Raw genomic sequence first — 12,818 nt, 5'->3', positions numbered from 1 at the left:
CACCTCGACCCCTCCGCCCCTTGACCACGCAGGACGTACGGCACTCCAGGGAGCCGACCATGACCGTCGACCCGAACGCCGCCACCCAGAACTTCCCCGCGCCCCCGCCGCGCTCCCCCGCCCCGCCCGGCCCGGCGCGCTACCTCGTCCCCGCGCTGGTGGCCGCGGCGGTGGCGGTCGGCCTCGGCGTCTACGGCCGGACCCACCACCCGGCCGGCACGGCGTTCGACCTCGCCGGGTTCAGCAGCACGGGCGCGGTGAAGTCGTGGCTGGCGACGACCGCGTTCCTCTTCGCCCTGGTCCAGCTCGTCTCCGCGTTCATGGTCTACGGCCGGCTGCCCGGACCCCGCTGGGCGCCTGCCCTGCACCGCTGGTCGGGCCGGATCGCGTTCCTGGTCGCCGTCCCGGTGGCCGTGCACTGCCTGTACGCGCTGGGCTACCAGACCTATGAAACGCGCGTCTTGTTCCACTCTGTCCTGGGTTGCTTCTTTTTCGGTGCGTTCAGTGCCAAGATGCTGCTGCTGCGCTCGGAGCGGCTCCCCGGCTGGCTGCTGCCTCTCGTCGGGGGTCTGGTGTTCACCGCCCTCACGCTGATCTGGCTGACGTCGGCGTTCTGGTTCTTCCGCACGTTCGGAGTGACGACATGACCCATCCGCCGACCCGGCGCACGGTCCTCGGCGCGGGCGCGGCGGCGCTCGCCGTGGGCTGTGCCGGATGCAGCAGCTACGGCGACGGGAACGGCTCGTCGTCCTCGTCCGCCGCCGCCACCAGCGGCCAGGAGCTGGGGCACGCCTCGGAGGTGCCGGTCGGCGGGGGCAAGGTCTTCACGGCCGAGAAGGTCGTGGTCACCCAGCCGAAGAAGGGCGAGTTCAAGGCGTTCTCGGCGGTGTGCACGCATCAGGGCTGCACGGTGAACGCGGTCGAGGACGGTCTGATCCAGTGCCCCTGCCACGGCAGCAGGTTCCGCATCGCCGACGCCTCGGTGGCCGCGGGACCGGCACCGAAGCCGCTGCCGCCGCGACGGATCACGGTGTCCGGGGACACCATCACACTGGCCTGACCGGGGTCCACGGGATCGCACGGTCGGGCCGCGCGCGGCAACCCCCGGCCGGACCGCGCCCCGGCTCACGCGTCCCAGAGCGCCCCCAGCGACAGCAGGTCGCTGCGGTACTCGATCCGGTCCGCCCAGCGCGCGGGCCAGACGCCGTCGCCGTGGTGGGCGCCCGCGAAGGCGCCCGTGAGGCAGGCGATCGAGTCGGAGTCGCCCGAGGTGCAGGCGGCCCGGCGCAGCGCGGTCAGCGGTTCGTCGAGGAACAGCAGGAAGCACAGCAGCCCGGTCGCCAGGGCCTCCTCGGCGACCCAGCCTGGGCCGGTGGCCAGGCACGGGTCGGTCTCGGGCGAGGGGCTGCGCAGGGCGTCGCGCAGCCGGTCCAGCACGGCCAGGCAGTCGTCCCAGCCGCGCGCGATGAAGTGCTCGGGGCTCGGGTCCTGGGCGCGGGTCCACAGATCGCCGAGCCACAGGTGGTGGTAGCGGGTCCGGTTGTCGAGGGCGTACGACCTCAACTGGCCTACCAGGCCGGTGGGTTCGGCGCCCCGCGCGAGCAGCCGTACGGCGCGGGCGGTGAGGTCGGAGGCGGCGAGCGCGGTGGGGTGGCCATGGGTGAGCGCGGCCTGCAACTGGGCGGCGCCCGCGCGCTGTTCGTCGCTGAGCCCGCCGGCGAGCCCGACGGGGGCGACGCGCATGTTGGCGCCGCAGCCCTTGGAGCCGATCTGGCCGGCGTCCTGCCACAGCCGGCCGTCCTCCTTCAGGAGGTTGCAGGCGACCAGGCAGGTGCGGCCCGGGGCGCGGTTGTTGTCGGGTGACTGGAACCAGTCCACGAACTCCTCGCGCACCGGCCGCTCCAGCCGTTTGGGGGCGAGGACGCCGCGGTCCATGGCGGTGCGCAGCCCGCGGCCGAGCGCGAGGGTCATCTGGGTGTCGTCGGTGACGATCGCGGGCTTCGGCAGCTCCATCTCCCGCCAGGGACCGCACTTGGCGAGGATGCCCGGCACGTCGTTGAACTCGGTGGGGAAGCCGAGCGCGTCCCCGAGGGCGAGGCCGATGAGCGCGCCGGTCGCGGCGCGCTTCCTGGGCGTGGTCGTGGTCATGCGGGGCTTCCTTCCCGTGGTGGCCGGAGCAGGGGCGGGTGGAGCGCGGCGGCGGTGCCCGCGCGGTAGAGCGCGGCGGGTTTGCCGCGGCCTCCGGTGAGGCGGGCGGCGCCGGGCACCGGTTCGACGAAGCCGGGGGTGGCGAGCACCTTGCGGCGGAAGTTGGGGCGGTCGAGCGTGCCGCCCCAGACGGTCTCGTAGACCTGCTGGAGCTCGCCGAGGGTGAACTCGGGCGGGCAGAACGCGGTGGCGAGGCAGCTGTACTCCAGCTGGGCGCCGACCCGTTCGTGGGCGTCGGCGAGGATGCGGTCGTGGTCGAAGGCGAGCGGGCCGGCGGTGTCGTAGGGCCGCCAGCGGGCCTCGGCCGCGTCGCCGCCGCCGCGGGGTTCGGGCGCGTCGGGCAGCAGCGCGGTGAAGGCGACCGACACCACCCGCATCCGGGGGTCGCGGCCGGGTTCGCTGTAGGTGCGCAGCTGCTCCAGGTGCAGCCCGGAGACGTCCGCGAGGCCGGTCTCCTCGGCGAGTTCGCGGCGGGCCGCCGTCTCGGCGGACTCGTCGGGCAGCACGAACCCGCCGGGCAGCGCCCAGCGTCCGGCGTACGGCTCCTGCCCGCGCTCGACGAGCAGCACGTCGAGCGCGCCCGCGCGGATCGTGAGCACGGCGAGATCGACGGTGACGGCGAACGGCTCGAAGGCGTGCTTGTCGTAGCCCTCGGGGGCCGAGCCGCCCGTTGCGCGCGCGGTCACCCGCTCACCCCCTCTTCCGGCCTGCCGGAGCCTGTCGGAGCCTGCCGGAGAATTAATAGTCGCTACGACTATAAAGAGGGGGGAGCGGGTGCGCAACACCCGTGCGGCCGCTCAGCCGCCGGTGCGGCCCGGCGCACAGGCCGCCACGGCCGCGCCGACCGCCGCCACGCCCGCGGAGACCCACAGCGCGGGCCCGCAGCCGTCGACGAACGCGGTCGGGGAGCCGTAGCCGCCCGCGGTCGTGAACACGATCGCGGCGACGGCGACGCCGAAGACCCCGCCGAGTTCGCGCAGCGCGTTGCTCACCCCGGCCGCGACCCCCTCCTCGCCGCGCGGCACGGACTGGGTCACCGCGTTGGCCACGCTCGGGAAGACCAGCGAGATGCCGATTCCGGCGACGATCAGCGGGACGACCAACTCCCCGTAGCCGACGCCCGGTTCGACCCGCCAGGCGAGCAGGCCCAGGCCGGTCGCCTGGAGCAGCAGGCCGCCCAGCATGAACGGCCGGTTGCCGAACCGGTCCGCGAGCGCGCCGGCGACCGGCGCCACCACCAGCGGCATCGCGTTCCACACGAGGATCCGTCCGCCGGCCTCCAGCGGGGAGTAGCCGAGCCCGGTCTGGAACAGCTGCGTGATCATGAACAGGGCGCCCAGGAGCGAGCCGTAGAGCAGGAAGGACACCGCGTTGGCGGTGGTGAAGCCGCGGCGCCTGAAGTGGCCGAGCGGGAGCATCGGGTAGCGGGCCCGGCGCTCCCAGGCGACGAACGCCGCCAGGAACACGACGCCGACGACGAACGCGCAGATCACCTCCGCGCTCCCCCAGCCCGCCTGCGGCGCCCGCACCGGCGCCCAGGCGAGGCCGGTCAGGCCCACCGCCGCGAGCACCAGCCCCACGATGTCGAGCTGGGGCCGGGGGCCGCGGCTCTCCCGCAGCCGGGTGGCGGACAGCGGGATCATCACCAGTCCGACGGGCACGTTCAGCCAGAAGATCCACTGCCAGGAAAGCCCCTCGGTGACGGCTCCGCCGAGCACCGGCCCGGCGGCCACGCCGAGCCCGGTCACCCCGCCCCACACACCGATGGCGACACCCCGCTTCTCGGCCGGGAAGGCCTCGCTGATCAGGGTCAGGGTCAGCGGCAGCAGAACGGCCGCCCCCGCGCCCTGCGCCATGCGGGCGGCGATCAGCGGGCCGGGACCGCCGGACAGGGCGGCCGCCGCGGAGGCCGCGGTGAACACGGCGAGGCCGACGACGTACATCCGGCGCCTGCCGAAGCGGTCGCCGAGCGCGGCGCCGGTCAGGGTGAGACAGGCGAAGACCAGGTTGTAGGCGCTGATCGTCCATTCCAGGTCGGACAGGCCCGCCCCGAAGTCGGCCCGCAGGGCGGGCAGCGCGGTGGCGACGACCACCACGTCCAGGGAGCACAGCAGGGCGCCGAGTCCGGCGAGGACGACGGTCCAGCCCCGGCGGGCCGGGTCCGGTCCGTCCGCCGCGCTGCGCGCCGGGACACGCAAGGTGTCGGTCATGTCGATGCCTTTCGTGAGGTCCGGAAGGTCCGGAAGGTCACTCACGCAAGGCAGACCGGGCTCGGCCCGCGAAGGAATCGCGGCGCCCCAGGAAGCCCAGCAGACGCACGCCGGGCGGGGCTTGCGGCGGCACGGGGACCGCGGCCGCGAAGCGCACACCGCGGTCCTCGGCGGCGACCAGGCGGCGCGCCACCGGCAGCAGCCCGGCCGCGAGGGCCCCGGGCAGCGGGCGCCGCCACCCGGCGGCCTGGGCGACGTCCCACCCGTGCACGGCGACCTCGACGGCCCCGACGGCCACCACCACCCGCACGTCCAGCGGCAGCCCGCCCACGAACACGACGTCGCACCTGGCAAGAGGACCGCCGCCGCCCGGACCCGCTCCCCACGCGCCGGCATCACACAGACCCGCTTCACCCGGGCCGGCTCCGCACCGGCCTCCTTCACACGGCCCCGCTCCGAACCGGCCCGACCCGAGCGAATCTGACACGCGGCCGCCCGCGTCGCACGGGCACGCCCCGCACGGGCGCAGGCCGCCTCGGCGCGACGCGTTCATGCCCGACGCGGGCCGGTCCGGCCCGCCGCCCGGGCCCCCCGCACAGGCATCCGCCCGCGCCGGCCCCGCCCGGCGGCCCTCCGCCCCGCACGGCCCCGCCCGGCGACCGTCCCCGCCGTTCGTATCCGCCCCGCGGCCGCCGGCACCGCAAGCCCCCCACGGGCCCGCCCCGCAGCCCTCCCCGCCCGGCCCGCCCGGGCGTTCCTGCGCTCGGGCGGCCCACGCGCCGAGTACCGCGCACGCGCGGCTGCGGACCGCGCAGGCCGGGTCGCCGGCCGCGCGGACGGGCGTGCGGGCGACACGGCCTCCGGCCAGCCCCTCGTGCAGGGCGTCCAGGGAGTCGGCGAGATGGTCCAGGAGCTGCCCGAGGTCCCACCCCGCGCAGGGGGTGGCTCGGCGCAGGCCGCCGGCCCCGGCGCACGCGACGCTCCCCATCGCGTAGACGAGCGAGCGCTCCAGCAGGTCGCCCGGGCTCACGACGACGCCCCCGGCAGCGGGTCGGGCCGCCCCGCAGGGGAATCCGCGAGCAGCGCCTCCGGCAGGCCGAAGCGGGCGAACGGACCCGGGGCCAGGAAGACGGTGATCCGGGCCACCGCGCCCTCCGCGAAGGTGAGCACGTGCACCGAGTGCGGGCGCGGCACGCCGTCCGCGCCGCGCACGTACATCGCGGCGGCGGGCTGCCCGTTGGCGCCCGTGGGCAGCAGCCGCGGCGCGCCGAGCCCGTGCCTGCGGGTGGCCAGGAACCCCACGACGTCCGCGCGGCCGCGGAACCACTCGGCGTTCGGCGGCATCTCCAGCTCGACGCCGTCCCGCAGCAGCGCGATCAACGCGTCCATGTCGGCGTGCTCGAACGCGGCCATGTACCGGTCGAGGAGGTCACGGTCGGCCGCCCCGTCCGGCTCGGTGACCCGGTCCTCCGCGGGCGCGACCTCGTCGAGGCGGGCCCGTGCGCGCTGGAGGCTGCTCTTGACGGCCGCGGTGGAGGTGCCGAGCAGCGCCGCGACCTCGGCCGCCCGCCAGGCCAGCACGTCCCGCAGGATCAGCACGGCCCGCTGCCGCGCGGGCAGCTGCTGGAGCGCCGCGACGAGCGCCAGCCGCAGGCTGCCGCGGGCCGCCACGACGGTCTGCGGGTCGAGCAGCGCGTCCGGCAGCGGCTGGAGCCACTCCACGCCCTCGGGACGGCCACTGAGCGGCTCCTCGGGCACCTGGGACGGCCCCCCGAGCCCCGTGGGCAGGGGGCGCCGTTCCCGGCCCTCCAGCGCCGTCAGACACGTGTTGGTGGCGATCCGGTGCAGCCACGTCCGCAGGGACGCCCGGCCCTCGAAGCCGTCGTAGGACCGCCAGGCCCGCAGATAGGTCTCCTGCACCAGGTCCTCGGCCTCGTCGGCCGAGCCCAGCATCCGGTAGCAGTGGGCGAGCAGTTCCCGCCGGTAGGGGCCGGTCAGCCGTACGAACTCCGCGCGGTCCGTCACGGTCTCGGTCATGGCGCGCTCCCTCCGTCGGTGATGCAGACCGCCGGGAGGGCGCAAACGAATCGGCCGGTCCGAGGACCGGCCGAAGCGTCTACGGGACGGTCGGCTAGAGGTCGACCTCCTGCATCAGCATCCCGACCTCGGTGTTGGACAGCCGGCGCAGCCAGCCCGACTTCTGGTCGCCGAGGGTGATCGGGCCGAAGGACGTGCGCACGAGCTTCTCGACCGGGAAGCCCGCCTCCGCGAGCATCCGGCGGACGATGTGCTTGCGGCCCTCGTGCAGGGTCACCTCGACCAGGTAGTTCTTGCCGGTCTGCTCGACGACGCGGAAGTGGTCGGCGCGCGCGTAGCCGTCCTCCAGCTGGATGCCGTCCTTGAGCTTCTTGCCCAGGTCGCGCGGGATCGGGCCCACGATGGCGGCGAGGTAGGTCTTCTTCACGCCGTACTTGGGATGGGTCAGCCGGTGCGCCAGCTCGCCGTGGTTGGTGAGCAGGATGACGCCCTCGGTCTCGGTGTCGAGCCGTCCCACGTGGAAGAGGCGGGTCTCACGGTTGGTGACGTAGTCCCCGAGGCACTGGCGCCCGTCGGGGTCCTCCATCGTCGAGACGACGCCGGCCGGCTTGTTCAGCGAGAAGAACTGGTACGACTGCGTGGCGACGGTCAGCCCGTCGACCTTGACCTCGTCCTTCTCCGGGTCGACCCGCTTGCCCTGCTCCAGGACGATCTCGCCGTTGACCTCGACCCGCGCCTGCTCGATCAGCTCCTCGCAGGCCCGCCGGGAGCCGTAGCCCGCGCGCGCGAGGATCTTCTGGAGCCGCTCGCCCTCCTGCTCGGCGCCCGGGAAGGTCTTGGGCAGCTTCACGTCCTTCTTGCCCGCGTACCGCTCGCGGTTGCGCTCCTCGGCCCGTGCCTCGTACTCGCGCGAGGTGCCGGGCGCCGTACGGCCGCGCCCGGTGGCCTGGCCCTGCCGGGGCCCGCCCTTGGCGCCGCCGCGGGCCGAGGCGCCGCGCCCCGACTTCGGGCCGGACTGGGTGGCGCCCGGGCCTACGTCGTAGCGCCGCTCCTCCGGGCGCGGCTTCTTCGGCCGGCCGCCCTGGTTGTCGTCACGAGAATTGCCGGCGCCGCGGTAGTTACCGCGGCCACCGCTGCTCCCGCCGCGGCCGCCGCTGTTGCCACCACGGCTCCCGCCGTTGTTTCCGCTGCTGTTCCTGCCGCTGCTGCTTCGCATCAAAGTTCCGTCTTGTCGTCTGCGTCCTCGGAATCCGGAGCGTCCGGATCGAACGACGGCACGCCCTCCTGCGTCTCGGCCTCGATCGCCTCCGCCTCCGGGAGGAAGGGCGCGAGCTCCGGGAGCTCGTCCAGGCCGCGCAGGCCCATCCGCTCCAGGAAGTAGTTCGTCGTCGTGTACAGGATCGCACCTGTTTCGGGTTCCGTGCCCGCCTCCTGGACCAGACCGCGCTGGAGGAGGGTGCGCATCACGCCGTCGCAGTTGACTCCTCGTACGGCGGAGACGCGGCTCCGGCTCACCGGCTGCCGGTACGCGACCACGGCGAGCGTCTCCAGGGCCGCCTGGGTGAGCCGGGCCTGCTGGCCGTCCAGGACGAAGCCCTCCACGGCCGCGGCGTACTCGGGCCGGCTGTAGAACCGCCAGCCGCCGGCGATCAGGCGCAGCTCGAAGCCGCGGCCCTGCACGGTGTACTCGTCGGCCAGCTCGCGCAGCGCGTCCGCGACCTGACGCCGGGGCCGCTGGAGGATCTTGGCGAGGTGTTCCTCCGTCGCGGGCTCGTCGACGACCATCAGCACCGCCTCCAGGGCGGGTTTCAGGTCGAGCGCGGCGACGGCGGCCGGGGGTGCGGAGGTCTCCTCGCTCACGCCTTCTTCTCCTTCGCCTCGTCCTTCGGTCCCTCGGGCGGCCGGTCGAACTCGTCGGTCACCATGGGTACCCCGTCCGCCTCCCCGCCGGTCCAGCGCACGATCAGGTCGCCGAGCGCGGTCTCCTGGTCGAGCGCGACGGCCTTCTCCCGGTACAGCTCCAGCAGGGCGAGGAACCGGGCGACGACGGTGAGGGTGTCGTCGGTGTCCTCGACCAGCGCCTGGAAGCTGGCCTCGCCGAGCTCGCGCAACCGGGCCACCACGATCCCGGCCTGCTCGCGCACGCTGACCAGGGGCGCGTGGATGTGGTCGATGTAGACCTGCGGCTTGGGCCTCGGCTGCATCGCCTTCACGGCGAGCCGGGCGAAACCTTCCGGCCCGATGCTGATGACCACCTCGGGCAGCAGCTCGGCGTGGTGCGGTTCGAGGCCGACGGTGCGGGGGTAGCGGCGGGCCTCCTCGTCGAGGCGCCGGTTGAAGATGTCCGCGATCTGCTTGTAGGCGCGGTACTGGAGCAGGCGCGCGAAGAGCAGGTCGCGGGCCTCCAGGAGCGCGAGGTCGGCCTCGTCCTCCACTTCGGCGGCGGGCAGCAGCCGGGCCGCCTTGAGGTCGAGCAGGGTGGCGGCGACGACGAGGAACTCGGTCGTCTGGTCCAGGTCCCAGTCCGGTCCCATCGCGCGGATGTGCGCCATGAACTCGTCGGTGACCTTGGACAGGGCTACCTCGGTGACGTCCAGCTTGTGCTTGGAGATCAGCTGGAGCAGGAGGTCGAAGGGGCCCTCGAAGTTGGCGAGCCGCACCTTGAAGACGCCGTCACCGGCCTCGGCCTCCGCTTCGGACGCGGGGGCGGGCGCGGGGGCGGATTCGGGGACGGGGGGTTCCGGGGCCTGGTGTTCGGGCTCGCGCGCCGGTCCCGTCTCGGGCAGTTGTGGCTCGGGCTCCGGATCGGGCTCGCGCTCCGGCTCCGGCTCCGGCTCCGGCTCCGGCTCCGGCTCCGGCGGTACGGTCTCGGGCCGTACGGTGTCCGCGGGTCGGGCGGGCTCGGCCGGCCGTGCGGGGTCGAGGATCTCCGGGGCCGCCAGGAGATCGGAGACCTCCGGCCGCGTCCGCGGGGCGCCCGCTCCCGGGCCTCGGCCGAGCGCACGCCGACGGCCGGCAGGGGTGCCGGGCGTGGGAGCGTCGTTCGAGGTCATGGCCCCCGCAGGCTACTCCTACCGGCCGCGCAGGCGCCGTACCAGAATGCTTGCGTCTCCGCGGGACTCCAGGTCGGCCAGGACGACGGCGACCGCCTCGCGGACGATCCGGCCGCGGTCCACCGCCAGGCCGTGCTCCCCGCGGAGCACGAGACGGGCGTGCTCCAGGTCCATCAGCTCCTCGGCGGAGACATACACCGTGATCTTCTCGTCGTGGCGTTCCCGGCCGCTGGGGCGGCGGTTGGCGGCCCGGTTGCCGCCGCGCTGCTTGCGCGGCTGGCCCGCGCCAGAACCTTCCTGCGGGCTCTGTCGCCGCGCCCCGCGGTCCGCCTGGCCGGGCGGGGCCGGCGAACCGGCATGGGCGGCGGCGGAGCGGCTGCGGGACTCGCCCGCGTCGATCGGCTCCGCCTCCACCGCCACGTGCTCCGCGCCGTCGCCGTCACCGCCCTGCACCGGCACCGACTGCGGCACGTCCTCCGCGGCGGCGCCGTCGCTCTCCCCCGCGGGGGCCGGCACCCGGGCCTCGCCGTTGGCCGGGCGCCGCGGAGTGGACGGCTGGAGTGCCATTCCCCCTGTCGTACGGAACAGTTCGTCGGCCCCCGGCAGACTCACTCGGCGTGACACCGGGCGAGCACCTCCCTGGCGAGCTGGCGATAGGCGGCGGCGCCGACGGAGTTGGACGCGTACGTGGTGATCGGCTCACCGGCGACCGTGGTCTCCGGGAAGCGGACCGTGCGGCCGATGACGGTGTGGTAGACGTGATCGTCGAACGCCTCGACCACGCGGGCCAGCACCTCGCGGCTGTGCACCGTGCGCGAGTCGTACATCGTGGCCAGGATCCCGTCGAGCTCCAGCTCCGGGTTGAGCCGCTCCTGGACCTTCTCGATCGTCTCGGTGAGCAGCGCGACACCGCGCAGCGCGAAGAACTCGCACTCGAGCGGCACGATCACCTTGTGAGCCGCCGTCAGGGCGTTGACCGTCAGCAGGCCGAGGGACGGCTGACAGTCGATCACGATGTAGTCGTAGTCGGGCAGCAGGGGCTTGAGGGCGCGCTGGAGCGTGGACTCGCGCGCGACCTCGGAGACCAGCTGCACCTCGGCGGCCGACAGGTCGATGTTGCTGGGCAGCAGGTCCATGTTGGGGACCGCCGTCTTGAGGAGGACGTCGTCCGCCGCCATGCCCCGCTCCATGAGCAGGTTGTAGACGGTGAGGTCGAGCTCCATCGGATTGACACCGAGGCCCACCGACAGCGCGCCCTGCGGGTCGAAGTCCACGAGCAGCACACGGCGTCCGTACTCCGCGAGCGCGGCACCCAGGTTGATGGTCGACGTCGTCTTGCCGACGCCGCCCTTCTGGTTGCACATCGCGATGATCGTCGCGGGGCCGTGGTCGGTCAGCGGACCCGGGATCGGGAAGTACGGCAGCGGGCGGCCGGTCGGGCCGATGCGCTCACGGCGCTGCCGGGCCGCGTCGGGCGCGAGCGTGGCCGCGTACTCCGGGTCGGGCTCGTACTCGGCGTCGGGGTCGTAGAAGTGCCCGTCGGGCAGTTCGTCGTAGTCGGCGAAGTGGTTGTGGGGCGCGCCACTTCCGTCGCCGGCCATGGCGTTCACGTGATGGCCATCCATGCTCTGAGGTGCTGGCTGAGTCACCCGTGAGATCCGGTGACTCTTCTGGGCTGCGAAGGTACGCACAGCGACGGAGCCGACAGCCTCGAACCCCGCGGGGTCCTGGCCCCGAACCGGCATTCCTGGTTGACCACCCCCGGGAGAAAATGTCGACTCATTCACAAGTCGTCTTACCTCCTTGGTGACCAGGAAACTTCTAGACAGGTCAGCGTGGCACCATGCCGACGGTTGGCGACTCTATGGCGTGTCGGGCGTCCGCAGCAACACAATCCGCCGGACCCGGCCCGATGTGTCGGCAATGAAACATCCTGCTGTCAAGGGCGTACGACCGTCGCACGGCAGGTTTCACCGGTGCGCGAATCGGTCGAAGAGTTGCGTTCGAGGCGAGTTGACCGAGTGCCGCAAAGTGACCATACACACATCTGGCCGGACCTTGTCGGCAAGGTCCGGCCGGGCGTGCGCGGTTGACGCGTCAAGTTGACGTATCGCCTTTACGAAAAGGTGACTTAGCCGTTCCGCTGGGGCTGGCGATCAGTCGAGCAGGGTCTCCAGCTCGAGGTGCTCCAGGCCGTGGGCCTCGGCGACCTCCTTGTAAACGACCTTGCCGTCATGGGTGTTGAGGCCCTTGGCCAGCGCGGCGTCACGGCGCAGCGCCTCCACCCAGCCGTTGTTGGCCAGCGAGACGATGTACGGCAGCGTGGCGTTCGTCAGCGCGTAGGTCGAGGTGTTGGGCACCGCGCCGGGCATGTTGGCGACGCAGTAGAAGACCGAGTTGTGGACCGGGAAGGTCGGCTCGGCGTGCGTGGTCGGACGGGAGTCCTCGAAGCAGCCGCCCTGGTCGATCGCGATGTCGACAAGGACACTTCCGGGCTTCATCCGCGAGACGAGCTCGTTGGTGACCAGCTTCGGGGCCTTGGCGCCGGGGATCAGCACGGCGCCGATCACGAGGTCGGCCTCCAGGCAGGCCTTCTCCAGCTCGAAGGAGTTGGACATGACAGCCTTGATCTTCGTGCCGAAGATCTTGTCGGCCTCGCGCAGCTTGTTGATGTCGCGGTCGAGCAGCGTCACGTCGAAGCCCATGCCGATGGCGATCTGCGCGGCGTTCCAGCCGGAGACGCCGCCACCGATGACGACGGCCTTGGCCGGGAGCACGCCGGGGACGCCGCCGGGCAGCACGCCGCGGCCGCCGTTGGCGCGCATCAGGTGGTAGGCGCCGACCTGCGGGGCGAGGCGGCCCGCGACCTCGGACATCGGGGCGAGCAGCGGCAGCGCGCGGTTCGGGAGCTCGACGGTCTCGTACGCGATCGCCGTGGTGCCGGACTCGATGAGCGCGTCGGTGCACTCCTTGGAGGCGGCGAGGTGCAGGTAGGTGAAGAGCGTCTGGTCCTTGCGGAGGCGGTGGTACTCCTCGGCGATGGGCTCCTTGACCTTCAGCAGCAGGTCGGCGGTGGCCCAGACCTCGTCCGCGGTCTCCAGGATCTCGGCGCCGGCGGCGACGTACTCGTCGTCCGTGATCGAGGAACCGACGCCGGCGTTGCGCTCGACGACGACCTGGTGCCCGTTGCGCACCAGCTCGTGCACACCGGCGGGGGTGATGGCCACCCGGAACTCGTTGTTCTTGACCTCGCGGGGGATGCCGACCTTCACGTCGATCACGGTCCTTGAATCAGAGGGTGTGGGCATAG

The 12,818-nt window shown here is 73.3% G+C and carries 13 protein-coding genes; 2 read left to right on the top strand and 11 right to left on the bottom strand.

What is annotated here, in order from left to right; genetic code table 11:
* Positions 1-59: 59 nt before the first annotated feature.
* A complete protein-coding gene (locus WN71_RS28365) occupies positions 60-647 on the top strand; it encodes a DUF6529 family protein (protein WP_046584181.1) in 588 nt (195 codons plus the stop codon).
* Positions 644-1,060, top strand: coding sequence for a Rieske (2Fe-2S) protein (locus WN71_RS28360; RefSeq protein ID WP_046584182.1), 417 nt, complete (start codon positions 644-646; stop codon positions 1,058-1,060). Before WN71_RS28365 ends, WN71_RS28360 begins: the two co-directional genes overlap by 4 nt.
* A gap of 65 nt (positions 1,061-1,125) precedes the next feature.
* Here the strand turns inward: WN71_RS28360 and WN71_RS28355 are convergent, their stop codons facing one another.
* The 11 genes from WN71_RS28355 to ald form a co-directional block, all read right to left on the bottom strand.
* On the bottom strand, positions 1,126-2,148 hold the full coding sequence (locus tag WN71_RS28355) for an ADP-ribosylglycohydrolase family protein (protein ID WP_046584183.1): 1,023 nt from the start codon (positions 2,146-2,148) through the stop codon (positions 1,126-1,128).
* Positions 2,145-2,894: an NUDIX hydrolase gene (locus tag WN71_RS28350; protein WP_046584184.1), complete on the bottom strand. Its 750-nt coding sequence runs from the start codon at positions 2,892-2,894 to the stop codon at positions 2,145-2,147. Before WN71_RS28350 ends, WN71_RS28355 begins: the two co-directional genes overlap by 4 nt.
* A 111-nt stretch (positions 2,895-3,005) precedes the next feature.
* Positions 3,006-4,418, bottom strand: coding sequence for an MFS transporter (locus tag WN71_RS28345; RefSeq protein ID WP_046584185.1), 1,413 nt, complete (start codon positions 4,416-4,418; stop codon positions 3,006-3,008).
* 37 nt (positions 4,419-4,455) lie between these two features.
* Entirely contained in the window at positions 4,456-4,755 is a 300-nt protein-coding gene (locus WN71_RS42025) for a hypothetical protein (RefSeq protein ID WP_052742974.1), read from the bottom strand.
* 689 nt (positions 4,756-5,444) lie between these two features.
* A complete protein-coding gene (locus tag WN71_RS28335) occupies positions 5,445-6,455 on the bottom strand; it encodes a sigma-70 family RNA polymerase sigma factor (protein WP_046584186.1) in 1,011 nt (336 codons plus the stop codon).
* Positions 6,456-6,549: 94 nt separating this feature from the next.
* The gene (locus WN71_RS28330; protein WP_046584187.1) at positions 6,550-7,671 is read right to left on the bottom strand and encodes a pseudouridine synthase; all 1,122 of its coding nucleotides are present in this window, start codon (positions 7,669-7,671) and stop codon (positions 6,550-6,552) included.
* Entirely contained in the window at positions 7,671-8,315 is a 645-nt protein-coding gene (scpB, locus tag WN71_RS28325) for an SMC-Scp complex subunit ScpB (RefSeq protein WP_046584188.1), read from the bottom strand. Before scpB ends, WN71_RS28330 begins: the two co-directional genes overlap by 1 nt.
* Positions 8,312-9,508 (bottom strand): segregation and condensation protein A, encoded by a 1,197-nt coding sequence (locus WN71_RS28320; RefSeq protein WP_046584189.1) that lies wholly within the window; start codon positions 9,506-9,508, stop codon positions 8,312-8,314. Before WN71_RS28320 ends, scpB begins: the two co-directional genes overlap by 4 nt.
* 18 nt (positions 9,509-9,526) lie before the next feature.
* The gene (locus tag WN71_RS28315) at positions 9,527-10,132 is read right to left on the bottom strand and encodes a hypothetical protein (protein WP_079178173.1); all 606 of its coding nucleotides are present in this window, start codon (positions 10,130-10,132) and stop codon (positions 9,527-9,529) included.
* Positions 10,117-11,253, bottom strand: a complete 1,137-nt coding sequence (locus WN71_RS28310; protein ID WP_079178172.1) for a ParA family protein — start codon at positions 11,251-11,253, stop codon at positions 10,117-10,119. Before WN71_RS28310 ends, WN71_RS28315 begins: the two co-directional genes overlap by 16 nt.
* 411 nt (positions 11,254-11,664) lie before the next feature.
* Positions 11,665-12,780 (bottom strand): alanine dehydrogenase, encoded by a 1,116-nt coding sequence (ald, locus tag WN71_RS28305; protein WP_046584217.1) that lies wholly within the window; start codon positions 12,778-12,780, stop codon positions 11,665-11,667.
* Positions 12,781-12,818: the final 38 nt, after the last annotated feature.

It is taken from the genome of Streptomyces mangrovisoli (assembly GCF_000974985.2).
GTDB classification, from domain to species: Bacteria; Actinomycetota; Actinomycetes; order Streptomycetales; family Streptomycetaceae; genus Streptomyces; species Streptomyces mangrovisoli.
This window is presented reverse-complemented; position numbering and strand designations above follow the sequence as displayed.